The following is a 23,263-nucleotide window of genomic DNA, read 5'->3' as shown; positions in this document are numbered from 1 at the left end:
CATGTAATGGACGCCCTGTAATGGACCTGAGGTAATGGACGCCGTGCACGAAGGAAGTTCTGGTGGACCCGTGCTGATGCCGGAGTCGATGCTTCACGCGTGCGTGCTGGGGGAAGCCGACGCGGCGCTGCTCGGGTCCGCGCAGCAGTTGAGTGTGGAAGCCGGCGTGCGCTGGGTGGTCGTCGGAAACGTGGCCGCGTTCGTGGCTGAGCGTTTCGAGCAGGCGCGCGACGCCGCTTGCACGCTGGTGTTATCGGCCCGTCCGCAACATGCTGCTGATACTCCGTCTTTACCCGTGCAACACTCCGGCTTGCAGCAGGAAGCGCATTACACATGGCCGATTCCGGCAGACAGGTTGCTGCCGTGCGAGGCTGTTGCGTGCAACGATGCCGGTAATTTCACGGTCTGGAGTCATGCTCCCGAGACTGCGGATCTACGGGCGAAGCTTGCTGCTATTACGGGCCTGCCGCCTGAGAGCTTTGCGTTGCATTCACTCGATGCACAAGATGACCGCGCCGACCCGCTGATCGCCACATATGCCGCGCTTGCTGCGGTCGTTTTGATGACGGAGACCCGCCGGACGATATGCGTTGGCGGTTATATGGCGGTGTCGCAGGTCAGGGAAGCGGCGGTTTCTGTCGCCGCGTCGCTGGACGGCGAAGGTGGGCTGCTCGACTGGCGCTACATGGCGCGAACGCCGGGCTTAACGGGCGGCGAAGCAGTCTCGCAAGATCCGGGTCCCTATTCTTCGTCCCGCGCCACGTCGCTTGTCGACGATCCCGCCGCGCTGATTCCCGGCTCGGCGCATACCTTTGCACGCGAGTCTTTCGTCGATGAAATCGCGCGCGATCATCATCGTGATCCGGTTTCGTTTCGTCTCGATCACCTCGATCCGGTGGAGTATGGCGGCGCGCGGGAACTGATCGACACGGTGGCGCAGCGGGCGGCGTGGAAATACGATCAGCCGGATCGGAAGACGCGCCGCGCGAACAACGAAGTCGCGCATGGCCGCGGTTTCGCGTTCGACGAACACGACGCAGCATCCGGCGATAACCCAACGCCCGACTATTCAGCGTGGATCGTCGATCTTGATGTGAACCGCCTGACCGGCGACGTTGCGCTTAAACGGGTGATAGCGGGGCGGGCAAGCGGACGCCGCAGTATCGGCCGGTTGAGTGGCGTTCCAGCCCGGCAGATCGCCGCTGCAGCGTCGCGCGCCCTGGGTCTGCAACTCACTGCGCGACCCTCGCACGACGAGACGCCGGGCGCGCAGGCCGTATCGCATGAACTTGCTCCGGCATCGGCGGCATCCGGTGAAGTCGCTACGCAGAGCGCTGCCGGCGATCGTCTGGAAATCGATGTCTCGCCGGCAGCAGCGGCTATCGCCAATGCGCTTTACGATGCGACCGGCGTGCGTTTCCGGGCCCCGCCGTTCACGCCGGAGCGCGTGCTTGCGGCGCTTGGCGCGGGTTTGAACGGCACGATTGGGAGCAAACCACGTCGAGCAAAACGCTCGCTTTGGACCACGCTTGCAGCCGGCGGTGTCGGCAGCCTGATCGGGCTGGCGTGCACGGCGTGGCCCCTTCGTGCGCCGATTGAACCGATCGCCCGCCCGGCAGCATCGACGTGGTCTGACGCCACCATCGCTCGCGGTCGCCAGATTGCCGAGTTCGGAGATTGCGCGGTCTGCCATACGGCGCCCGGCGGCGTGGTCAATGCCGGCGGTCTCGGCCTTGAGACGCCTTTTGGCATGGTCTACACGACCAACCTGACGCCCGATCCGAAGACGGGCATCGGTAACTGGTCGTTCGCTGCATTTGACCGGGCAATGCGCGAGGGCATTTCACGCGACGGTCATCACTTGTATCCCGCGTTTCCCTACACCGCGTTCACGAAGATGAGCGAGGCCGACATGACCGCGCTGTACGCGTATTTGATGTCGCAACCGGCCGTCGAAAATTCGCCGCCAGTCACGCGCTTGCCGTTTCCGCTGAATCAGCGCGCTCTGGTCGCTGGGTGGAACGCGCTCTATCTCAAGCAGGGCGAGTTCAAGCCCGACCCAACGCGCTCGGCAATATGGAATCGCGGCGCATATCTCGTGGATGGCGCCGGACATTGCAGCGCGTGCCATTCGCCGCGCAATGCATTCGGGGCGGAGAAGGGCGGGCGTTTGTATCTGACGGGCGGCAGCGCTGAAGGCTGGGTGGCGCCATCGCTCGTCGCCAATTCGAAAGCGCCGGTGCGATGGACCGAACAGGCGTTGTACGACTATCTGAAGACGGGTTTCTCGCATGAGCATGGCGTCGCGGCGGGGCCGATGGCGCCCGTCGTCGCGAGCTTGTCGACGCTGCCGGAAGAGGACGTGCGCGCGATGGCGCATTACGTAGCGTCGCTGTCGCCGCAACCCGCTGCTGAGGCTTTGATGCCCAAGCCCAAGCAAAATCTCGCCACAAGCGCCGTGACCCTGCAGGGACTCGACAGCGGCCGGCGGATCTTTGACGGCGCATGCGCGGTGTGTCATTCCGCGACGGGTGGTGTTGGCAACTTCGGGGTGCGCCCGTTGCTCTCGCTGAACACCAGCGTGAGCGAAGGCACGCCGGACAATCTGCTGAACGTCATCCAGAATGGCATTGATGCCCCCGCTACCGACGCGCTCGGTTACATGCCCGGCTTCAAGGATTCCTTCGATGACCGTCAGATAGCCGATCTCGTGTCTTACATCCGCGCTACATTCGCACCGAATGAAGCGCCGTGGAAAGACCTGGCCCAGGCGTCGGCGAGAATCCGGAAACACGTGCACTAGCGGCAGGCGGAACGACGCTCCGGCTACCTTGACGAATGGCGCTGCCCTGCCCGGGCGGGCTCCCCTTCCCATTTCACCCTATCGACATTCGAACTATCATGGCGCCTTCGAAGCTTCCTTCCGGTTCATCGCAAGCTGCACAGGACGTTGTGTCCCGCTATGAGGTGTCGGAGCAGATCGGGCATCTTCTTCGCAAGGCTTATCAGCGCCATCTCGCCATCTTCAGCCAGACTATCGACGACCCTCAACTGACCGCCGTGCAGTTTGCGGTGTTGAGCGCCAGCCGGAGGCTTGGACCCTCTTCGATGAGCGATCTGGGCAAGGCGACCGCGATCGATGCGGCCACGGTACGCGGCATAATCGAACGCCTGAGGGTACGCGAGCTGATCGAGTTGCAGACGAATCCCGACGACCGCCGGAAGGTGACGGTGCAACTGACGCGGGCCGGTGAAAGTCTGGTTGAACAGATCACACCCACCGCCTTGCGTATCAGTGAGCTGACCATGAGTGAGCTGAACGAAGCGGAGCGCGTGGCCGCACTGTATTTGCTGCGCAAGCTAAGCGCGCCGGATGCCGAGTAATGCCGAGTGAGCGCGTTTCGTATTCAGTGCATTTGCACGGCTAGGGCTACGTTTATTATTTAGTTGCTTCGTCTGGTGCAATTCATCGGCCGCTCCGTCGCATTGCACCAATAGCGGGACCGTCGCACCGGAAAAGCGATTGTGGCGTGTACGCTGATTTTATAAGGTGCACCACAACAAGTGTCCTTGCATGACTGTTAGCTTTGCGTCAGCTGTAAAACCCAATAAAACAAGGGATAAACGGCTGGATACCTAGTACAAGTCTCTAGTTATAAAGTGGGCATGGTCATTGCATAGAAGACTAGAATTAGAGTGTGTACATTTGTATCGGCGGAGAGAGGCGGCGCTTGAAAAAGCAGCCTTGCCGACGTGAACACCTTGATGAATCCCGAGCTATAGAGGCGTCGATGCTTTCGAATCTGGCTGTGCAACTCATCAACGGACTAGCGGACGCCTGCGCCATGTTTCTTGTCGCGTCCGGTTTGTCGTTGATCTTCGGCGTGACGCGAATCGTCAACTTCGCGCACGGCTCGTTCTACATGCTTGGCGTGTACGTGGCCTATAGCATCGCCAGCCGCTTTGGTTCGACAGTCGCCGGTTTCTGGCTTTCGATGCTTGCAGCAGCGCTCGTCGTTGCCGTGCTGGGTGCGCTGGTTGAAATGGTCGTGCTCCGGCGGATCTATCAGGCGCCCGAGTTATTCCACCTGCTGGCGACCTTTGCGCTGGTGCTGATCTTTCGGGACGCCGCGCTGTACATCTGGGGGCCGGAAGACCTGTTCGGGCCGCGTGCTCCGCTGCTCGGCGGCGCAGTCAATCTGCTCGGCCACGCGCTGCCTACCTACGACATTGCATTGATCGTGATCGGTCCCGTGGTGCTGGGTATCCTCTGGTTCGGTCTGACTAAAACGCGCTGGGGCACGCTCGTGCGCGCGGCAACCGGTGACCGGGAAATGCTCGGTGCGCTCGGTATCAACCAGGCGTGGCTATTCACGGGCGTGTTTTTTATCGGCGCATTTCTCGCAGGTCTTGGCGGCGCGCTTCAGGTGCCTCGCATGTCCGCGAACCTGTCGCTTGATATCGATACGATCGGCAATGCGTTCGTCGTGGTGGTGGTCGGCGGAATGGGCTCGATTCCGGGCGCATTCGTAGCGGCCTTGCTGATTGCGGAGATCAAGGCTCTATGCATCGGCATAGGCGACGTAAGCATTGGCGGCGTGGTGTTTTCGCTGAGCAAGTTTACGCTGGTGGCTGAGTTCGTCGTGATGGCTGTCGTGCTGGTGGTACGGCCGTGGGGTCTGCTCGGTCGCGCACAGGCCGCAGTTCGCACCATGGCTGCCGCTGAAACCCCCCTGCGTCCCGCCGATATCCGGCTGAAGATATTTGCCGGTGTCGTGCTCGCAGTGCTTGTGCTTGCACCGCTGCTTTCGGGCGTGTTTCCGTACATGCCCGTGCTGCTGGTCGAGATACTGATCGCCGTCCTGTTTGCAACGAGCCTGCATTTCATCATGGGTCCGGGTGGCATGCATTCGTTCGGCCATGCCGCGTATTTCGGTTTGGGCGCCTATGGTGCAGCGTTGTTCTTGAAGGTCCTGAACTTGCCGATGGAAGCCGCGCTCGTGCTCGGCCCGCTGCTCGCCGGCGTCGGGGCGATCGTGTTCGGATGGTTCTGCGTGCGCTTGTCGGGGGTCTATCTCGCGATGCTGACGCTGGCCTTCGCGCAGATCGTCTGGTCGATCGTGTTCCAGTGGGACGCGGTGACCGGTGGCAGCAACGGCATTCTCAACCTGTGGCCATCGACCTGGCTCAGTTCGACCGTGGCTTACTACTACGTGACCTTGGTGTTCGCGGTGCTGGGTGTCTGGCTCTTGCGGCGAATGTTGTTCTCGCCGCTTGGTTACGCCATGCGCGCCTCGCGCGATTCCACCCTGCGTGCTGAAGCGATTGGTATCGATGTAAAGCGCGTGCAGTGGGTGGCGTTCATCATCGCGTCATTGTTCTGCGGCCTCGCGGGATCGCTGTATGCGTTCTCCAAGGGGTCGATCTCGCCGGAGGTGATCAGCGTCGGGCGCTCGGTCGATGGCCTCGTCATGGTGCTGCTGGGTGGCTTGCAGACGCTTACGGGACCCATTGTCGGCGCGGCAGTGTTCACCTGGCTTCAAGATACCGTCGCACGTCAGACCGACTACTGGGAGGCCCTGCTGGGCGCGGCGATCCTGGTGCTGGTGATTGCATTTCCGCAGGGGATCGTGGGCTTCGTGCAGGACAAGCTCGGGTCGCGCAAAAATGCCGATAACGCCGTCGCCTCGCAACCCGCCAAGGAGGCCCTGTGACCCTTCTGCGCGTCTCTCATCTTGCGAAATCGTTTGGCGGCGTTAAAGCAGTCGACGATGTTTCCTTCGACTTGCACGCGGGGCAGTTGCTCGCGCTGATTGGTCCGAACGGTGCCGGCAAGTCGACCTGCTTCAACATGCTCAACGGGCAGTTGAGACCGAGTTCGGGATCGATCTTGTTCGATGACCACGAGATCGCCGGCAAACGTCCTCGCGATATCTGGCGTCTTGGCGTAGGCCGCACCTTCCAGATTGCCGCGACCTTCAATTCGATGACCGTGATTGAAAACGTGCAGATGGCGCTCGTTTCGCGAGACCGTCAGCTATTCAACTTGTGGAAACCGGCCTCGTCCATTCACGCCGATGAAGCGATCGCGCTGCTCGAACAAGTCGGCATGGCGGCGCATGCGAAGCGCGCGTGCGGCGTGCTGGCTTATGGCGATGTGAAGCGCGTCGAACTAGCCATTGCACTTGCCAACAAACCGAAACTGCTGCTAATGGACGAACCAACGGCGGGCATGGCGCCCAAGGAACGCAACGACCTGATGGCGCTGACCAAGCAACTGGTGATCGACCACAAGCTCGGTGTGCTCTTCACTGAGCACAGCATGGACGTGGTGTTTGCTTACGCCGACAAGCTGATCGTGCTCGCTCGCGGCAAGCTGATTGGCGAGGGGGATGCGGAGACCGTTCGCAACGATCCGCGTGTGCGCGAAGTGTATTTCGGCACGGGGAAATCTTTCACGCCGCGTGCATCGCTCGCCGCAGACGGAGTCGCGTAATGAGCACCGCCACGCAAGACAAGAGCATGTTGAAAGTCTCCGGTCTGAACGCGTTCTATGGCCGCGCGCAGATCTTGTACGACGTCGAACTCGAAGTCGGCCGCGGCGAAGTGGTCGCGCTGATGGGGCGTAACGGCGCAGGCAAATCGACCACGATGAAAGCGCTGATGGGCATGCTGCCGTCAAGGCAGGGAGCGATCAATTTCTGCGGGCACGACATCGCGAAGTTGCCGCCGTATCGTATTGCGCGACTCGGCATGGGGTTCGTGCCGGAAGACCGGCGCGTGTTCGGCGATCTGACAGTCATGGAGAATCTCGATACCGGCCGCCAGCCAGCGCGCGACGACGCCCCCCGCTGGACACCGGAAAAGCTGTTCCGTTTGTTTCCGAATCTTGGCGAGATGCCGAATCGTCCGGGTAGCCAGATGAGCGGTGGCGAGCAGCAAATGTTGACCGTATCGCGTACGCTGATGGGCAATCCCACGCTGGTCTTGCTCGATGAACCGTCGGAAGGTGTAGCGCCGATCATCGTTGAACAGATGGCGAACATGATTCTCGAGCTAAAGCGTGAAGGGCTGTCTATTTTGTTGTCCGAGCAGAACATGCATTTCGCCGAGCTCGTCAGCGACCGCGCGTATGTGCTTGAAAAAGGGCAGATACGGTTTAGCGGCACGATAGACGAACTCGCCCGCGACGAAGCGGTGCGGCGGGCCTACCTTAGTGTTTAAGCGCTCAGCCCAAGCCAACGATCGACCAAGGGTATCCTTCAATCAGCCTTAGCCATGTCACTTAGCATTCAACCTAGCCGCTTTATCCGGAGAGAAAAACTATGACCACGCGTGTTGGATCGTTGCTGCGCTTAACCGCCTTCATGGTTGCGCCCCTGGCCACCGCTTTAGTGTCGGTCGGCGCTGCCGCTCAGACCATCAAGATTGGCGAGATCAACAGTTATAAAGCGCAGCCTGCGTTCCTCGGCCCGTACAAGAATGGCTGGAACATGGCGCTCGATGAGGTCAACGCGGCGGGTGGCATCAATGGCAAGAAGCTCGAAGTCATCTCGCGCGACGACAACGGCAACCCGGGCGATACCGTTCGCGTGGCACAGGAATTGGTCACGGGCGAACAGGTCTCGTTGTTGTTCGGCGGGTTCCTGTCGAACACCGGTTTGGCGCTTGCCGACTATGCAAAGCAACGCAAGGTTTTCTTCCTCGCTGCTGAACCGCTGACCGACAAGATCGTCTGGCAGGACGGCAACAAGTACACGTACCGGCTGCGTCCGTCGACCTATATGCAGGTCGCGATGCTCGTACCCGAAGCCGCGAAGCTGCACAAGAAACGCTGGGCCGTTGTCTATCCGAACTATGAATACGGCCAGTCCGCCGTGGCGACGTTCAAGCGTTTGCTGAGAGCGGCACAGCCTGACGTTGAGTTCGTTGCTGACCAGGCGGCACCGCTTGGCAAGCTGGATGCCGGCGCCGTTACGCAAGCGCTGGCGGACGCGAAGCCCGATGCAATCTTCAACGTCGAGTTTGGTGCCGATCTGGGCAAGTTCGTGCGTGAGGGTAATACGCGTGGTTTGTTCAAGGATGTTTCAGTGGTGTCGTTGCTGACCGGCGAGCCTGAATACCTCGATCCGCTCGGGTCCGAGGCGCCGGTCGGCTGGATCGTGACGGGGTATCCGTGGTATTCGATCGATACACCTGCTAACCGCAAGTTCGTCGCGGCGTATGAGACGAAGTATCACGACTATCCGCGGGTGGGATCGGTGGTGGGTTATTCGGCGTTGATGTCGATTGCAGATGGTTTGAAGAAGGCCAAGTCGACCGATCCGGACAAGCTTGCGGCGGCGTTCAAGGGGCTTTCCGTTGATACGCCGTTTGGTCCGATCACGTACCGCGCGCAGGACAACCAGTCGACGATGGGCGCGTATGTGGGTACCACGGCGGTGAAGGACGGCAAGGGCATCATGACGAACTATCGGTATATCGATGGCGCGAGCGTCCAGCCTTCCGACGCGGAAGTGGCGAAGTTGCGCGCAGCGGATTGAGTTAATGCGCTGAGTGTGACGATGTGAAAACGGCCCGCGTTAGCGGGCCGTTTTCGTTGGTGGGGCAGTCGAGGGACCTCCTTTCGGATGTTGCTGGCATCGGTCAAATCGGTTGATACGGTGGAAAGCGCCTCACCGATACTCGCAATGACCTGATATACATAGCAGGTTGATGTACATGGAGTGTAGGAATGGCTAGTGCAACGGAACGGATTGTCGTCCAGGTGACACCGGTTCAAAAACGTGCGATTGCGCGCACCGCGAAGCGTCTCGGGCTCAACGTGAGTGAGTTGATGCGCCAGGCGGCGCAGGGCATCACGTCGTCGGACGTTGAAGAAAATATCGATGCGCTGATCCGGCACGTGAATGCGTGCTCGAAGGAAGCGAACGACGCACTCGATGATGCGTTGTTATTTGTTGAGGAATCGAACGAGCGCATCGCGGCGATAGCGGGAGGTTGCTCGTGGTGAGTGTAATCGACAAAATGTGGGGCGCTCACGACCGTTTTTAAAAATGAATGACAAGGTGGTATCGCTGACCGGTACGGTGAAAGAGCAGCAGCTAAAAACCGAGGGACTGACCGAGCACGTGATTAGTCTCGAGGCGACTCTCGAACTGATGCCCGCGTACAGGCAGCGGCACGAAAAGCTGCCGCGCTAATTGGAAACAAATTAAGAAATGTCGAATATGAGGAACAATGGCATCCGCAACTGTGACATCGCCGGGATTTCGAACGGAAGATTACGAATGACTTTTCCAACGCGGTGTGCGTGCACTCGACCGCGACAAAAGTAGGCGCTGATGTTCGGCACCTACGATTTGCAGATATATAAGGGCGTGTATCCGGCGGGGTGCCGGGCACGCGCCCGATGAACCATAAGGATTACTCGCAAGTCATCTGCAATAACCAAACCCTCACGGACTAAGCTTCGAGATTTTCTGGCCCTGAATGCCCACCCCGGCCATCAGCCCTTGCTGGCCGTAAATGAACGCATAGACGTCCGATTGCAGCGTAGTCGATGTCAACGACCGGGCCGTGCCGGAATCCACGACAACCACGCTTGGACCCGCGCCAATCGACCAGCCGCCACTAGTCTGCAGATACTTGATGGCCGAATCGGTCGTGAGGAACATGGCTTCCTGAAACGATTGCGCACCGGCCTGCAGTCCATACGAAACGGACGTTGCGTTGTAGTAGCCCATCACTTTCCCATCCGCCCCAAACATCACGCCGTTTCCTTCCTCGGCGCCGACGATCAAACCTGCCTTGAGTATCTCCGGAAATACGAGCACCGCCTTCGCCCGGGACTGGAGCAACTTTGCATTGGGCGTGGTGCTGTACAACTGCTGTAGCGCAGCGCGCGCTTTTGCCTCCAGATCGGGGTCAACCGCGTTGGTCGGGGGTATCTGTGAAGTCGAGCAAGAGGTCGCAAACAGCAAGAGCAGGTTAACGAGGATCAGTCTGATGCATTGGGCCATGAGGCCAAACTCCGCTTGCAGATCGGCCGTATCCGGTTGGATGCGGCCTGGGGTGGTTCGCTGGGTATTCGGTGCAGATGCGCTTTATCGGTGGGTGTGACAGTTAGCGTTTTTATTTGAAATGTGTCTCCGCGCGCGGGTAAATATTTTTGACCAATTTCTGTTATTTGAAATGATTGAATATTTGATGATCTTATTCGTAGCATTCAAAAAAACATTGCAAATGGAGAGGGTCGTGAACACGCTTGACAACGATAAGCGTATTTAACGCCGCGATCGGCCAGGACTGCGTCCCACTGGGCATGACCGCCGCAGCATGATCGACCAATTCAGTCGGTGGATAGTCAGCGACCAAACCCGACGGTTCTCTCTTTGCTTGAATCGGGAGTTTAATAGGGTAGGAGGTTATATCAGGCATCGTCATTTGGCAAAGCATCAGAGGTTCTATAAATAATAGAATTAATATCGAAATTCGTTTCGGTATTTTGATTTTTAATACAACGAATATATCCACCGAAAACCCAGATACAAACGCCCCGATCCGTCCCCGCCCGCACCCCATCCGTTCCAAGCCTCGACGCAACCATAGCCAACCAGATCCGCCCGGCCGTTATGACGCGTTACCATGCCCGTTCGTCCTGACTTGCGACTTTTGCCGTGAACATTCGCTTCCTCGAAACTTTCGTCTGGCTAGCCAAACTCCAGAATTTCCGCCTCACGGCCGAGAAACTGCACACCACGCAAGCGGCGGTCTCAAGCCGGATCGCGTCGCTTGAGGAGAGCTTCGACGTCCGCCTGTTCGATCGCAACTCGCGCAGTGCCACGCTCACGCCGGCCGGCCGCAAGATGCTGGCCTATGCAGAGCGCATCGTGCGCCTTGGCGAGGAGATGCGCCGGGAAGTCGACGATGCAGACGCCGATGCAGGCCTGATCCGCATCGGGGTGATCGAGTCGATTGTGCATAGCTGGTTTCCGGCGCTGATGGCGCTCGTGCGCGAGCGTTATCCACGGCTCGAAATAGAAGTCACCAGCGACACCACGATTCACCTGGCGAACCTGTTGCGCGGCGGTGAGATCGAGTTGATCCTGCAGACCGATGCAATCGCCGGCCCCGACTTCACGAATCTGCCGCTGTGCGAATTCCCTGTGCGATGGGTGGCCAGTCCCAAGCTCGGGCTCTCGGGCCGGACGCTCGATCTCGCGCACCTCGCGGACTTTCCCATCGTCAGCTTTTCGCGCCATTCCGGCCCGCACGCAACGATTGAGCAACTGTTCGCACTGGCAGTCGAGCGTCCCGCACGGATCAACTGCATCACGTCGGTGGCGGCAATGATCCGGCTGGTTGCCGACGGTTTCGGCGTGGCTGCACTGCCGCCCGCGATCATCCAGCGCGAGTTGCGCGAAGGGACGCTCGAGGTCCTCGACGTGAGCGCCGAGTTTCCATCGCTGCCGTTGGTGGCGACGTGCCGGGCGCAGAGTCACCCGCTCGCCGCGCGTATTGCCGATCTCGCACGGCAAGCCGCGAGCGAGTTCGAAACTGCGCTTCACGCTGAGCCGGTTCCTGCTGCGAAGACCCAGGCCAAACGAGCGGCATCGCCGAAACGCGGCACCCGCAAGACTAGCGGCGCGCCGACGCCGTCGCCGCCGGTCAATGCTCGTAAGCCGGGCCGCACGCGTAAGCCGCCGGAAAGCAAGCCACCGGAAAGCAAGTCATAAGGAAACTTGTTCGCGCCGTATTTGTTTTCTTGTTGGACCGAAGTACCCGCTGCTCGCGACACTGTTCCCATTACGAATCCACTTTCGCCAGGGAACAATCGATGAGCGCACCACAACCGCAGGGCCAGCTTTGCATCTGGACGGATACCGACCCCAATCCAGCGCAGGAAGCTGATTTCAACGCGTGGTACGACCGCGAGCACATGCAGGAACGCGTCGCCATTCCTGGCTTTCGTTATGCACGCCGCTTCAAGGCCACCGATGGCGGCCCGCGCCGCTACCTCGCGCTCTATGTGACCGAGTCGCTCGATGTCTTTCGCAGCGACGCGTATCAGCGCGCATTCACTCAGCAAACGCCGTGGTCTCTAGGCAACTTTGCGCGGATGACCAACACGCAGCGACGCGTAGGCGAACTGACGCTTGAAACCGGCGACGGCGAAGGCGCATGTCTCGCGCTGTTCGTGCTGCCACCGGAACGCGTTGAAGCAGCGTTGTTGAAGCCGCGCTTCGAAGCAGGTCTGCGTCAGGCCGGCATTCATGCCGCACGGCTTTTTTGCACGGCGCCTGCGTTGTCCGTTTCGCTGACGGCATCGAAGGAAGCGGCATTGCCCGCTGCCGATGCGCTCGTGTTGATCGAAGGCAGCGACGCCGAGGCTACCCGCGCGTTGGCCGAAACACTCGCGGACGGTGTTGAAGTCCGCACGTTCCAGATGCTCTGGCGCATTTCGGCCTGACCCCACGTCGTCACCCTCATCCCGCTTTCATCACCCGAGGTCCTCGATGAACACACTTGCCCAGCAATCCGATCTCGGTTCACCGCACGTCGGACGCGGCCGTCTAGCGACGGCGAGCATGGTCGGCACATCGCTAGAGTGGTACGACTTCACGATCTACAACACGCTCGCCGCGCTTGTTTTCAATCACCTGTTTTTCCCCTCCGTCGATCCGCTCGCGGGCACCATTCTCGCGTTCTCGACCTACGCGGTTGGATACATCTCACGGCCGCTCGGCGGCGTGATATTCGGCAATCTGGGCGATCGAATCGGTCGTCGGGCCGTACTCATGCTCACGCTCGTGCTGATGGGCATCACCACCGCGCTGATGGGCTTCTTGCCGACATATGCGGCCATCGGTATCTATAGTCCGATCCTGCTCGTCGCACTGCGCTTCGTGCAGGGCATTGCGCTCGGCGGCGAGTGGGCAGGAGCCGTGTTGTTATCGATTGAACACGGCGATCAGAATAAGCGTGGCCTGAGCGCGTCGTGGACGCAGGTCGGGCCGTCGTTCGGGACGCTGCTCGGCACGGGTCTTATTGCGCTTATCACGCTCGCGGTTTCCCCCGACGACTTCCTTGCCTGGGGTTGGCGTTTGCCCTTTATCGCCAGCATGTTGCTGGTGGTTTTCGGCTTGTGGGTGCGGCGCGGCGTCGATGAAACGCCGCAGTTCGAGCAACTGAGCCACGCCCATGCGACGGCGAAGGTACCCGTGGTTGAAGTGCTCACGCAGCACTGGCGTCGCCTGCTGATAGCGGGTGGTTCGCGGATCGGCTCGGACGTGCTGTACGCGCTGCTGGTCGTGTTCACGCTGACCTATGTCACGACCGTACTGCATCTGTCACGTACGACAGCGCTGACCGCCGTGCTGATCGGCACTGCGTGCAATGCGTTGAGCGTGCCGTTCTTTGGCGCGTTGTCGGATCGCTTCGGGCGTCGGCCGGTCTATCTCGCTGGAGCGTTCGCCGCGCTGGTGTGGGCGTTCGTTTTCTTCGTGCTCGTCGATAGCGCGCAACCGTGGCAGATCGTGCTCGCCGTCGTGGTTGGGCTTGTGATCCATGCGGTGATGTACGGGCCGCAAGCCGCGTTCGTGACCGAGCAGTTTCCCACTCGCGTGCGTTATGCCGGATCGTCGCTCGCTTATACGCTGGCAGGCATTCTCGGCGGAGGCTTCGCGCCGCTCATTATCGTGAGCCTTTACAAGCACTACAACAGCTCGCTGGCGGTGTCGGTGTACGTAGCGGTTGCAGTGATTGTCACCGGAATTTCGTTGATCGTCGCGCGTGAGACCGCGCGCGGGCCGCTGGAAAACTAAAGCGCTACCTGTATTCCCGGCGCGCGTTGCCGCGCCGCGCTCATCTACTTACGCTCTCCAATGACTACGCTTTCCTTCAATGTATTTCCCCTTGGCGCAGCGCCTGTTTCGACCACGGCCAACATAGATGACCTCGTGATCGCGGGTTGGGCAGGCCGCGATCCTGCAGCAATCCAGGCACATATCGATGAACTAGCAGCGCTCGGTGTAGCACCGCCATCAACTACGCCTTGTTTCTATCGCTTGGCCGCCGATCTTCTCACGCAGGATGAGAGCATCACCGTGCTCGGTGCGCACTCGGGCGGCGAAGTCGAATGCGTGCTGCTCGATAGCCCGCTTGGCACGCTGGTCGCTATTGGCTCCGATCATACGGACCGCGAAGTAGAAGCGTATGGCGTGGCGGTATCGAAGCAGGTTTGCGCAAAGCCGCTCGGCCGCGATGCCTGGCTTTATGCCGATGTCACCGCGCATTGGGACCAGTTGACGATGCGCTCATGGCTAATCGGCGCCGACGGCGAGCGCCGCCTTTATCAATCGGGCGCGGTCGACGGACTGCTCGATCCGGCTGATTTATGGCGCAGGCTCGCTGGCGTGCCGACGCTGCCTGCGAAGAGCGCGATGTTCGGCGGCACGTTGTCTGTGCACGGCGCCATTGCGGCGATGTCCTCCGGCGATGCCTTCGAACTTGAGCTGCACGATCCAGTGCTCGGGCGCACTTTGAAACATCGGTATTCGGTGGCTTCGCTGCCGGTTGTCGCGTGACTTTTACTGGACATCATCCATGACGCTCTTCGCTCCCAAGACTCCGCTCGCCGACCTCGCCGCCCTGCTTGACGCAGGTACTACGACCTCTCGCGAATTGACTGAAATCGCGCTGGAACGCATCGCTGCCGACGGCGGTAATGGCGGCGCTGCATTCTGTTTCGTCGATGCCGACGGTGCCCGCCGCCAAGCCGATGCCCTCGATGCACTGCGCCGCGCCGGCACGCGTCTGTCACCGCTCGCGGGTGTGCCGGTATCCGTAAAAGATCTCTTCGATGTACAAGGTCAGCCGACCCGCGCCGGTTCCCGCGTCCTCGCCGATGCTGCGCCTGCTAGTACCGACGCCCCCGCGATCGCCCGGCTAAGGCGAGCCGGCGCGGTGCTGATCGGGCGCACGAACATGAGCGAGTTCGCATTCTCGGGGTTGGGCCTCAATCCGCACTACGGTACGCCTGCATCGCCGTGGCGCCGTAGCGAACGACATGTGGCCGGAGGGTCGTCGTCGGGGGCGGCGGCTTCCGTGGCCGATGGCATTGCGGCCGCCGGCCTGGGCAGTGACACGGGCGGATCACTGCGGATTCCTGCAGCGTTTTGTGGACTCACGGGTTTTAAACCGAGCGCGGGACGTGTGCCGACTGAGGGCGTTGTGCCTCTTTCGCCTACGCTGGATGTAGTCGGTGCCATTGCGCCGAGTGTTGCGTGCTGCGCGTTGATGGATGGCGCGCTCTCGGGGGCATCGTTCGAGACGAGCAGGCCGCTTGCGGGCGCGCGGTTCGCGGTGCTGCGCAACTATGTGATGAATGGTATCGAGCCGGAAGTCGCGCGAGCTTATGAAGCAGCATTGGACAAGCTTGCTCGCGCCGGTGCCTTGCTCACTGAAGTCCGTTTCGCACCGCTCGATTCGTTGCCTGCGATCAACACATTCGGCTTCTCGCCGATAGAAGCGTTTGCCGCTCATCGTTCGCGGTTAGGTACTCAGTCGGATGCATACGACCGGCGCGTGCTGGCGCGGATCAGGCGCGGCGAGGCGGCATCGGCGGCGGATTACCTCGATCTGCTCGCGGCACGTCGAAGGACCATTGCGGCGGCTCGGCAGTTCTTCGCCGGTTTCGATGCTTTCGTCATGCCGACCGTGCCTATCGCGCCGCCTGCGATCGCCGCGCTCGAAGCCGATGACGCCGCATTCGCCGCAGCCAATGCGCTGGTGCTGCGCAATCCGAGCGTGGTGAATTTTCTCGATGGCTGCGCGGTTTCAGTGCCTTGCCATAAGGAAGGGGATGTGCCGGTGGGGTTGAGCATCGGCGGATTTCATGGTCAGGATGAGGTTGTTCTGGCGCTGGCGGGCGCGGTCGAAACTGCGCTCGGGGCTTGAAGGGCGAGAACGGCGCGGGCTCAACCGGTTCGCGTCGTTCATAACGAAGCAAGGGCCTAAGCCTCAACCAAATCAAAACCTTGCCTAATCTCCCCAAGACTTGTCCACAGCCTTGCCAACAATTTCTGTGGATATCTTCGTGGACTAAAACAACTCGTGCTGACCAGAAACCAGCGTCCGGAAGTCGCTTTGCAGAAGCGGCAATATAGCGTCGGCGATGGGCTGCAACTGCCGCGTCAGATAGTGATCGTAGTCAATGGCAGCCTGCAGGGTTTCGAGCGGTTCCGGTCCGGCGCTGGTCATCACGTAGCTGATCCAGCCGCTGCGTTGATACTGCAGCGGCCGGCCACGCTCGCGGTTGAACTCATCGGCCATGCGAGCCGCGCGGACATGCGGCGGCACGTTGCGCTCATACGCATCCAGCGGCCGGCGCAGGCGCTTTCTATACACGAGCAGTTCGTCGAATTCGCCGCTCAGCGTACGCCGCACGTAGTCGCGTACATAGTCCTGATACGGCTCGCCCTTGAAGATCCGCAAATAGAGTTCTCGCTGGAACCGCTGCGCGAGTGGCGTCCAGTCGCTACGAACGGTTTCGAGTCCCTTGTAGACCACTTCCTCGCTACCGTCAGGCAGAAGGCTAAGACCGGCGTAGCGTTTTTTGCTGCCTTCTTCCGCGCCGCGAATGGTAGGCATGAAGAACCGGCGATAGTGTCGTTCGAATTGCAACTCCAGCGCGCTCTCCAGACCGAAGCGCTCTCGCACATCATCGTTCCACCACGCATTCACGTGCTCGACGAGCAGTCCGCCAATCCGCGCCGCTTCTTCCTCGCTGCGAGCGTGCTTCAACCAGACGAACGTTGAATCCGTATCGCCGTAGATCACTTCGTATCCTTCGGCTTCAATCAACTCCCGTGTCTTGCGCATGATTTCATGACTGCGCATGGTGATCGACGACGCAAGGCGAGGGTCGAAGAAGCGGCATCCTGTAGAACCCAGCACGCCATAGAACGCGTTCATGATGATCTTCAACGCTTGCGAGAGCGGTTTGTTGTGCTCGCGCTTGGCTTCCTCGCGTCCTTTCCAGACCTGATCGACGATGGCCGGCAAACTGTGACGCGTACGTGAGAAACGCGCGCCAAGAAAACCCGGCACCGAGTGCTGATCATCGGGATGGCGCAGGCCGTCGACCAATCCAACCGGGTCAATAAGGAAGGTGCGAATGATCGATGGGTAAAGGCTTTTATAGTCGAGAACCAGAACAGAGTCGTAAAGACCCGGCCGCGAATTCATCACGAATCCGCCGGGGCTTGCCGCACCGGCGACATCGCCGAGGTTGGGTGCAACGAACCCCTGTCGATGCATTCGCGGCATATACAAGTGCGTAAAAGCCGCCACGGACCCGCCGCTGCGATCAGCGGGCAGTCCCGTGACTGTAGCGCGCTCCAGCAGGAACGACAGCAGTTCAGTCTTCGCGAAGACCCGCGTCACAAGCTCGCAATCCTTCAGGTTGTAGCGCGCGAGGGCGGGCTTGTCTTCATCGAAGCGACGCTGGATTTCATCCATCCGCTGGTACGGATTGTCGATGGCCTTGCCTTCGCCCAGCACGCTCTGCGCGACATACTCGAGGCTGAACGAAGGGAAGCTCCATGTGGCCGACCTGAGCGCTTCGATGCCATCGATCAGCAATCGTCCCGCCGCGCCCGCGAAGAAATGGTTTTGAGTGAGACCATGTTGCCGCCATTCCATCACGCTCCCGCCGCGACCCAGCCGCAGCGGAATCTGATAAAGCTGCGAGTGTTCCTGCAATACGCGCAAATCGAACTGAACCAGGTTCCAGCCGATGATCGCATCGGGATCATGGCGCTCAAGCCACTCGTTGAGTTTCTCCAGCAGGAGAGGGCGGCTTTCACAGTATTCAAGCTTGAAGTCGATGCCGCTGCTGTCGCCGTTAGGTGGTCCCAGCATATAAACCTGACGCTCGCCGCAGCCTTCGAGCGCGATGGAATACAGCTCCGTTTTGGCGCTGGTTTCTATGTCGAGCGAGACTAGTTTCAAGTTCGGCCTATAGCCAGGCACGGGCCTCAACTCGCTGTTCAGAAGCGGACCGTCTCCATGAGACTCGCCGTTAAACACGACCGGCGCCGTGATAAACCGCTCCATCATGTAACGGTCCGGCGGAAAGACATCGGCTTCGTACACATCGACGCCAGCCTGCTTCAAGCGCCTCTCCAGCCCGGTCAATTGCCGATATTGCCTGCTATACAGGCCCAACACCGGCCGATGACTGAAGTCGACGAGGTCCAGCGGACGGAGTTCGACTTGTTTCTCGCGTTGCAAAATCGTCTCGGCGCGCTCGCGCTGATCGACCGGAATGAATGCGACCGATTCCTGCGGGCGCAGTCGAAGATGGCGGGGACCATCGTCCGTCGCCAGCCAGAATTCGACCTCCGTCCCATCGGCGGTGTCCCGCCAATGACGCGTCAGAATAAAACCGTGTTGATGCTCAGCCAGATACCCACCTTGGAAAAAACGTGTCCTTCCCATGGATTTTAGTGGGTACGCGGGTTCCGCGTTAAGTTGGCCACTTTTTTGACGCGGCTGTCCGGATCCGCGAGTGACTTCAAATGCGTCACGACACATCGGTGGTGAACGAGTACGTGTTCGAATCGTCCTGCAAGCAAGTAGTTCTTCTATCGCTTCGTTGAAGGGCTCCTCAGGCCGCCACCGCGCTAGCCTTCTCCGCAGAGTGCCGATTAACCGGCTGCGCAAGACCAAGATTCGCACGCAGCGTCTGGCCTTCATACTCCGTTCGAAACAGTCCTCGGCGCCGTAATTCCGGAAGCACCAGTTCGATGAAATCAGTCAGGCTGCCGGGCAGAACCGCGGGCATGATGTTGTAACCATCGGCCCCATAGTGAACGAAACGTTCTTCCAGTTGGTCCGCGATCTGCTCAGGCGTTCCAACCACTTGCCAATGTCCGCGTGCACCCGCCACCCGCAGATAAAGCTGGCGGATCGTCAGGTTTTCACGCCGTGCCAAATCAAGGGTGAGCAGTTGACGGCTCTTGCTCGCGTTCGTTTCCGGCAGTTCGGGAATAGGGCCATCGAGCGGGTAAGCCGACAAGTCGAAACCACCGGTAAGGCCGGAGACCAACGCGAGACCCACCGCCGGATCGATCAGCGATTGCAGATGCTCGAACTTCTCCCGCGCCTCGCTTTCGGTGCGCCCGACAATAGGCATCACGCCCGGCATGATCTTCAGGTCATCAGAATGACGCCCATGTTGTTCGAGGCGGCCTTTGACATCGGCATAAAAATCAATCGCGTCCTGAAGGGTTTGCTGCGCCGTGAAGATAACCTCGGCGGTACGAGCGGCCAACGCCCGGCCGGCTTCCGATGAACCCGCCTGCACCACAACCGGTTGACCTTGCGGCGAGCGCGCTACGTTCAACGGCCCCTTGACCTGGAAAAAGCGTCCTTTGTGGTCGAGGGCATGGCGCTTGGTGGGATCGAAGAATCGGCCCTGCTCTTTGTCGCGCAAGAATGCATCGTCCTCCAAACTATCCCAGAGACGATCGACCACTTCCGCAAACTCGGTCGCCCGCTCATAGCGTTCTCCATGCTCGAAATGCTTGTCGCGGTTAAAGTTCTTCGCTTCATGCTCATTCGACGAAGTAACGAGGTTCCATCCCGCGCGACCGCCGCTGATATGGTCAAGCGACGCGAACTTGCGGGCGATGTGATACGGCTCGTTGAAACTGGTCGACGCCGTGCCAACCAGGCCGATCTTCTCCGTCACGGCCGCCAGTGCGGACAGCAGCGTGATCGGCTCGAACTGCGCGATGTAGCTGTGTGCGGTGCGGCTCAGGAAGTCGAGGTTATCGCCTCGGGTGCCCACACCATCGGCGAGAAACAGAAGATCGAATTTTGCTGCTTGCGCCGCTTGGGCGAGCTGCACGTAGTGCTTGAAATTGATGCCGGCGTCCGCCTGAGCATCGGGATGCCGCCACGCGGCAATGTGATGTCCCGCAGGATAAAGAAAGGCGCCTAGGCGCAGTTGTCCGGTTCGCTTGGCCATGGTGTGTGGGTCGTGATGCTGGATCGGAATGCTTCGTGAAAGGGGACACCGTCATGCGTGAGTCCGCTTGCTGCCGGTGCAGGATTAGGCGCTTTTACGCCATAAGCTCTGGTTCTCGGGACGCGCCAGACCGAGATGCTCGCGCAGCGTCGTGCCTTCGTAGCCGGTGCGAAAGATGCCGCGCCGGCGAAGAATTGGAACGACGCCATCGACGAAATCCTGTAAGCCACCCGGCAATGTATCGGGCATGAGATTGAAGCCATCGGCGGCTCCGGCCTTGAACCAGCGTTCGATGTCATCGGCGATCTGCTCGGGCGTACCCACGATGACGCGATGACCCCCGCCCCCGGCAAGCGCCCGAATGAGTTGACGCACGGTGTAGCCGTGCTGCCGGGCTTGTGCCAGTGTCGCGTGAAAGAACGTATGGTTGCCGTTGCCTTGGGCCGGCAAGGTCAGGTTGTCCGGCAATTGCTCATCCAGCTTGAGTCGGTCTGGCGTTACGCCCAGCGTACCCGCCAGCCGGGTGACGCTATAACTCCATGGAATCAGGTCCACCAGTTCGTCGCGGCGACGCAGTGCTTCGGACTCCGTTGCACCGATGATCGTGGTCAGTCCCGCGAGCACTTTCACGGCGTCGGGACCGCGTCCGAAAGCCGCTGCGCGCGCCTTCAGATCGCGCCCATAGGCTAGAGACTCCTCGAACGATTGCGAGGCTGAGAACACTGCTTCGGCATGGCGCGCGGCAAGCTCGCGGCCATCGCCCGACGCGCCGGCTTGCACCAGCACCGGATGTCCTTGCGGCGAACGCGGCACATTCAACGGACCTTGCACCGAGAAATGCGTGCCTCGATGCGCGACCGGATGGACCTTCGCTGTATCGACGAATAGCCCGCTTGTTTTATCGCCTATAACGGCGCCGTCTTCCCAACTGTCCCAGAGCGCTTTGACGACGCTGGTGAATTCCGCGGCACGTGCATAGCGCTCGGCGTGATCGGGCACCGCATCGCGCCCGAAATTGCGCGCTGAGCCCAGGTCCGCAGTGGTCACGACGTTCCAGCCTGCACGCCCGCCGCTGACATGGTCGAGCGTGGCGAAACGGCGCGCGATGTTGTACGGCTCGTTGTAACTCGTGGACGCAGTGCCGATCACGCCGATATGCGAAGTCGCTGCCGCGATGCTGGCAAGGAGGATGGTCGGTTCGAGCGCGGTAATCGGGCGAAAGTCGATCTGGTCGGCGATAGAGGCGTTATCGGCGAGGAAGACGGCGTCGAAGCCGGCCGACTCCGCGATCTGCGCGACCCGCACGTAATGACGAACGTCGATGAACGCTTGAGGATCGGCATCGGCCAAGCGCCAGGCAGATGGAACGAATCCCGAATGCAGGATATTGACGTTGAGGTGAAGTTGCCGGGGCGGGGTATTGGGAGGTTGGGTCATCGTGTTCTTGCGCGTATTGGCTAACTTTGGATTCTTGATCGGACCGCCGCGCAAAGCGACTAATAAATCCGCTGATCGATATACGCTAAGAAGATTTCGCTCGCGCCGGTGGACGGGTTTGAGGGTTTGGCGGTTTTTAGGGGTAGTGGTTGGGTTCAATGCCGGGGTGGTGCTTTCGGTGTTAGTGGTCTGCGAGAGTCGGATTTTCTCTTCATCACTGTTAGGGAAGGTCTGCATAAATCATGCAGAAATTAAGTTGCCAAATAGGCCGATGACTGCGACGATTTTGGCATGAGACAAGCTAATCTGGGATTGGATTTGACGACCAAACGAACGCGTAAGCGGGAGTTCCTCGACGAGATGAACCGAGTGGTTCCGTGGAGCGAACTGGTGGCGCTGGTATTGCCGCATGCACCCGAAGGTAAGCGAGGGCGACCGCCGTTTCCAGTGGAGACGATGTTGCGCATCCACTTTATGCAGCAGTGGTTCACCTTGAGTGATCCTGCTATGGAAGAAGCGTTGCATGACGTGCCGCTGTTTCGGGAGTTTGCCGCGCTGGACAACTGGAACATGCGTCTGCCTGACGAGAGCACGATCTTGCGATTCAGGCATCTGCTTGAGAAGCACGAGCTTGCCGTCCAGATGCTCGCAGTAGTCAATGCGGTCCTGAGCAGCAAAGGACTGCTGCTCAAAGCGGGTACGGTCGTTGATGCCACCCTGATCGCAGCGCCCAGCTCGACCAAGAACGCGAGCGGTGAGCGCGATCCCGAGATGAGCTCGACCAAGAAAGGCAATCAATGGTACTTCGGCATGAAAGCGCATATTGGCGTGGACGCCGAATCCGGGCTGGTACACACCGTTCAAGGAACGGCCGCGAACGTGCATGACATTGTCAAAGCGGACGCGTTGCTGCACGGCGAGGAAACTGTTGTGTACGGCGATGCGGGCTATCGAGGGATACAAAAACGTACGAGAGCTAAGGCAGTGGATTGGATGGTCGCGATGTGCCCTGGCAAGCGCGCGGCGCTGGATAAAGACGACGCGCTTGATCGCATCGTCAACGAAATTGAATACCTTAAAGCAAGCGTGCGCGCCAAGGTAGAGCATCCGTTTCGGGTAATCAAACTGCAGTTTGGCTTCGCAAAGGCGCGCTACCGTGGTCTGAAGAAAAACACCGCACAACTGACAACGCTGTTCGCGCTGTCCAATCTCTGGATGGCGCGTCGCAAGCTGCTGAAAATGTGAACGGTGGACGCCGCGAAAGCGGCGATCCACACACATTGAGCTCAATTTCTGGTCCGTATTCATTCGGTTCCCAACGCTAAAACGACTTTCGAGACCTACCAATTTCGAATGTGGCGAACAGTCAGGCTGGAAATGAGTTGTTCAGACCTTCCCTAGTTACGGACCTACCAGTCGCATCGAGGCGTGATGCAATCGAAAAGCTGGACTGGTACGCAATGCGCTGGAAGATCGAAACGTTCCACAAAATTCTGAAGTCGGGTTGCAAGGTGGAAGAGTCAAGGCTTCGAACGGCAGACCGGCTCGCTAACCTTGTTTCGATCTTTTGCATCTTAAGTTGGCGTGTGTTCTGGATCACGATGATCAACCGGTCGATGCCCGAGGCGCTCCCGGAAATGGCGCTGACACAGGCGGAAATCGAGCTTCTCAACCACTTCGTGAAAGACAACAAGCGATCGAGTCACGCTCCGCCGCTTTCACGTTACCTATTCAAAATTGCGCAACTTGGTGGCTATCTTGCTCGAGCGAATGATCCACCTCCAGGCA

General features: G+C 59.9%; 18 protein-coding genes and 1 pseudogene. 15 read left to right on the top strand and 4 right to left on the bottom strand.

Going from position 1 to position 23,263, the window contains the following annotated elements; all coding sequences use genetic code 11:
• Positions 1 to 34: 34 nt before the first annotated feature.
• The 8 genes from GSQ93_RS35800 (at position 35) to GSQ93_RS35765 (ending at position 9,203) form a co-directional block, all read left to right on the top strand.
• Complete coding sequence (locus GSQ93_RS35800; RefSeq protein ID WP_254074232.1) at positions 35 to 2,803, top strand: c-type cytochrome; 2,769 nt, start codon at positions 35 to 37, stop codon at positions 2,801 to 2,803.
• 98 nt (positions 2,804 to 2,901) lie between these two features.
• Positions 2,902 to 3,384 carry a MarR family winged helix-turn-helix transcriptional regulator gene (locus tag GSQ93_RS35795; protein ID WP_158940782.1) on the top strand — a complete coding sequence of 161 codons (483 nt, stop codon included), beginning with the start codon at positions 2,902 to 2,904 and terminating at the stop codon, positions 3,382 to 3,384.
• A 407-nt stretch (positions 3,385 to 3,791) separates the two neighbouring features.
• Positions 3,792 to 5,714, top strand: coding sequence for an ABC transporter permease (locus GSQ93_RS35790; RefSeq protein ID WP_158940780.1), 1,923 nt, complete (start codon positions 3,792 to 3,794; stop codon positions 5,712 to 5,714).
• Positions 5,711 to 6,496 (top strand): ABC transporter ATP-binding protein, encoded by a 786-nt coding sequence (locus GSQ93_RS35785; RefSeq protein WP_062090791.1) that lies wholly within the window; start codon positions 5,711 to 5,713, stop codon positions 6,494 to 6,496. Before GSQ93_RS35790 ends, GSQ93_RS35785 begins: the two co-directional genes overlap by 4 nt.
• Positions 6,496 to 7,224 carry an ABC transporter ATP-binding protein gene (locus GSQ93_RS35780; protein ID WP_158940778.1) on the top strand — a complete coding sequence of 243 codons (729 nt, stop codon included), beginning with the start codon at positions 6,496 to 6,498 and terminating at the stop codon, positions 7,222 to 7,224. The genes GSQ93_RS35785 and GSQ93_RS35780 overlap by 1 nt, the downstream gene beginning before the upstream one ends.
• Positions 7,225 to 7,325: 101 nt before the next feature.
• Positions 7,326 to 8,543: an ABC transporter substrate-binding protein gene (locus GSQ93_RS35775; protein WP_158940777.1), complete on the top strand. Its 1,218-nt coding sequence runs from the start codon at positions 7,326 to 7,328 to the stop codon at positions 8,541 to 8,543.
• A 191-nt stretch (positions 8,544 to 8,734) separates the two neighbouring features.
• The gene (locus GSQ93_RS35770; RefSeq protein ID WP_158940775.1) at positions 8,735 to 9,013 is read left to right on the top strand and encodes a hypothetical protein; all 279 of its coding nucleotides are present in this window, start codon (positions 8,735 to 8,737) and stop codon (positions 9,011 to 9,013) included.
• Positions 9,014 to 9,056: 43 nt separating this feature from the next.
• The gene (locus tag GSQ93_RS35765) at positions 9,057 to 9,203 is read left to right on the top strand and encodes a hypothetical protein (RefSeq protein ID WP_254074231.1); all 147 of its coding nucleotides are present in this window, start codon (positions 9,057 to 9,059) and stop codon (positions 9,201 to 9,203) included.
• Positions 9,204 to 9,458: 255 nt separating this feature from the next.
• Here the strand turns inward: GSQ93_RS35765 and GSQ93_RS35760 are convergent, their stop codons facing one another.
• Positions 9,459 to 10,022: a YSC84-related protein gene (locus tag GSQ93_RS35760; RefSeq protein WP_158940773.1), complete on the bottom strand. Its 564-nt coding sequence runs from the start codon at positions 10,020 to 10,022 to the stop codon at positions 9,459 to 9,461.
• Positions 10,023 to 10,679: 657 nt separating this feature from the next.
• Here GSQ93_RS35760 and GSQ93_RS35755 point away from each other — a divergent pair.
• The 5 genes from GSQ93_RS35755 to GSQ93_RS35735 all read left to right on the top strand — a co-directional run bounded on the left by GSQ93_RS35755 (position 10,680) and on the right by GSQ93_RS35735 (position 15,960).
• Positions 10,680 to 11,738: a LysR family transcriptional regulator gene (locus GSQ93_RS35755; RefSeq protein ID WP_158940771.1), complete on the top strand. Its 1,059-nt coding sequence runs from the start codon at positions 10,680 to 10,682 to the stop codon at positions 11,736 to 11,738.
• 101 nt (positions 11,739 to 11,839) lie between these two features.
• The gene (locus GSQ93_RS35750) at positions 11,840 to 12,472 is read left to right on the top strand and encodes a DUF4286 family protein (RefSeq protein ID WP_158940770.1); all 633 of its coding nucleotides are present in this window, start codon (positions 11,840 to 11,842) and stop codon (positions 12,470 to 12,472) included.
• A gap of 46 nt (positions 12,473 to 12,518) precedes the next feature.
• Positions 12,519 to 13,826 (top strand): MFS transporter, encoded by a 1,308-nt coding sequence (locus GSQ93_RS35745; protein ID WP_158940768.1) that lies wholly within the window; start codon positions 12,519 to 12,521, stop codon positions 13,824 to 13,826.
• Between the two features lie 60 nt (positions 13,827 to 13,886).
• Positions 13,887 to 14,588, top strand: coding sequence for a DUF2848 domain-containing protein (locus GSQ93_RS35740; protein ID WP_158940766.1), 702 nt, complete (start codon positions 13,887 to 13,889; stop codon positions 14,586 to 14,588).
• 19 nt (positions 14,589 to 14,607) lie between these two features.
• On the top strand, positions 14,608 to 15,960 hold the full coding sequence (locus tag GSQ93_RS35735; RefSeq protein ID WP_158940764.1) for an amidase: 1,353 nt from the start codon (positions 14,608 to 14,610) through the stop codon (positions 15,958 to 15,960).
• A gap of 144 nt (positions 15,961 to 16,104) precedes the next feature.
• On the opposite strand, the gene GSQ93_RS35730 is transcribed toward GSQ93_RS35735, so the two are convergent.
• The 3 genes from GSQ93_RS35730 to GSQ93_RS35720 all read right to left on the bottom strand — a co-directional run bounded on the left by GSQ93_RS35730 (position 16,105) and on the right by GSQ93_RS35720 (position 21,475).
• Positions 16,105 to 18,504, bottom strand: coding sequence for a DNA polymerase II (locus GSQ93_RS35730; RefSeq protein ID WP_254074230.1), 2,400 nt, complete (start codon positions 18,502 to 18,504; stop codon positions 16,105 to 16,107).
• Between the two features lie 169 nt (positions 18,505 to 18,673).
• Positions 18,674 to 20,038: an LLM class flavin-dependent oxidoreductase gene (locus GSQ93_RS35725; protein ID WP_158940762.1), complete on the bottom strand. Its 1,365-nt coding sequence runs from the start codon at positions 20,036 to 20,038 to the stop codon at positions 18,674 to 18,676.
• Between the two features lie 84 nt (positions 20,039 to 20,122).
• Entirely contained in the window at positions 20,123 to 21,475 is a 1,353-nt protein-coding gene (locus GSQ93_RS35720; protein ID WP_158940760.1) for an LLM class flavin-dependent oxidoreductase, read from the bottom strand.
• A gap of 291 nt (positions 21,476 to 21,766) precedes the next feature.
• Between GSQ93_RS35720 and GSQ93_RS35715 the strand changes: the two genes are divergently transcribed.
• Complete coding sequence (locus GSQ93_RS35715) at positions 21,767 to 22,720, top strand: IS5 family transposase (protein WP_158940758.1); 954 nt, start codon at positions 21,767 to 21,769, stop codon at positions 22,718 to 22,720.
• Between the two features lie 215 nt (positions 22,721 to 22,935).
• Positions 22,936 to 23,263, top strand: a pseudogene (locus tag GSQ93_RS37870) (IS4 family transposase); the annotation flags it as partial.

The organism is Burkholderia sp. S171 (assembly GCF_009766085.1).
GTDB lineage: Bacteria > Pseudomonadota > Gammaproteobacteria > Burkholderiales > Burkholderiaceae > Caballeronia.
This window is presented reverse-complemented; position numbering and strand designations above follow the sequence as displayed.

What these genes read in the sequence shown, in the direction of transcription:
- GSQ93_RS35750 (WP_158940770.1), top strand. Translation starts at nt 11,840, where the DNA reads ATGAGCGCACCACAACCGCAGGGCCAGCTTTGCATCTGGACGGATACC.
- GSQ93_RS35790 (WP_158940780.1), top strand. Translation starts at nt 3,792, where the DNA reads ATGCTTTCGAATCTGGCTGTGCAACTCATCAACGGACTAGCGGACGCC.
- GSQ93_RS35735 (WP_158940764.1), top strand. Translation starts at nt 14,608, where the DNA reads ATGACGCTCTTCGCTCCCAAGACTCCGCTCGCCGACCTCGCCGCCCTG.
- GSQ93_RS35715 (WP_158940758.1), top strand. Translation starts at nt 21,767, where the DNA reads ATGAGACAAGCTAATCTGGGATTGGATTTGACGACCAAACGAACGCGT.
- GSQ93_RS35745 (WP_158940768.1), top strand. Translation starts at nt 12,519, where the DNA reads ATGAACACACTTGCCCAGCAATCCGATCTCGGTTCACCGCACGTCGGA.
- GSQ93_RS35765 (WP_254074231.1), top strand. Translation starts at nt 9,057, where the DNA reads ATGAATGACAAGGTGGTATCGCTGACCGGTACGGTGAAAGAGCAGCAG.
- GSQ93_RS35800 (WP_254074232.1), top strand. Translation starts at nt 35, where the DNA reads ATGGACGCCGTGCACGAAGGAAGTTCTGGTGGACCCGTGCTGATGCCG.
- GSQ93_RS35780 (WP_158940778.1), top strand. Translation starts at nt 6,496, where the DNA reads ATGAGCACCGCCACGCAAGACAAGAGCATGTTGAAAGTCTCCGGTCTG.
- GSQ93_RS35725 (WP_158940762.1), bottom strand. Translation starts at nt 20,038, where the DNA reads ATGGCCAAGCGAACCGGACAACTGCGCCTAGGCGCCTTTCTTTATCCT.
- GSQ93_RS35775 (WP_158940777.1), top strand. Translation starts at nt 7,326, where the DNA reads ATGACCACGCGTGTTGGATCGTTGCTGCGCTTAACCGCCTTCATGGTT.
- GSQ93_RS35730 (WP_254074230.1), bottom strand. Translation starts at nt 18,504, where the DNA reads ATGGGAAGGACACGTTTTTTCCAAGGTGGGTATCTGGCTGAGCATCAA.
- GSQ93_RS35760 (WP_158940773.1), bottom strand. Translation starts at nt 10,022, where the DNA reads ATGGCCCAATGCATCAGACTGATCCTCGTTAACCTGCTCTTGCTGTTT.
- GSQ93_RS35720 (WP_158940760.1), bottom strand. Translation starts at nt 21,475, where the DNA reads ATGACCCAACCTCCCAATACCCCGCCCCGGCAACTTCACCTCAACGTC.
- GSQ93_RS35795 (WP_158940782.1), top strand. Translation starts at nt 2,902, where the DNA reads ATGGCGCCTTCGAAGCTTCCTTCCGGTTCATCGCAAGCTGCACAGGAC.
- GSQ93_RS35740 (WP_158940766.1), top strand. Translation starts at nt 13,887, where the DNA reads ATGACTACGCTTTCCTTCAATGTATTTCCCCTTGGCGCAGCGCCTGTT.
- GSQ93_RS35770 (WP_158940775.1), top strand. Translation starts at nt 8,735, where the DNA reads ATGGCTAGTGCAACGGAACGGATTGTCGTCCAGGTGACACCGGTTCAA.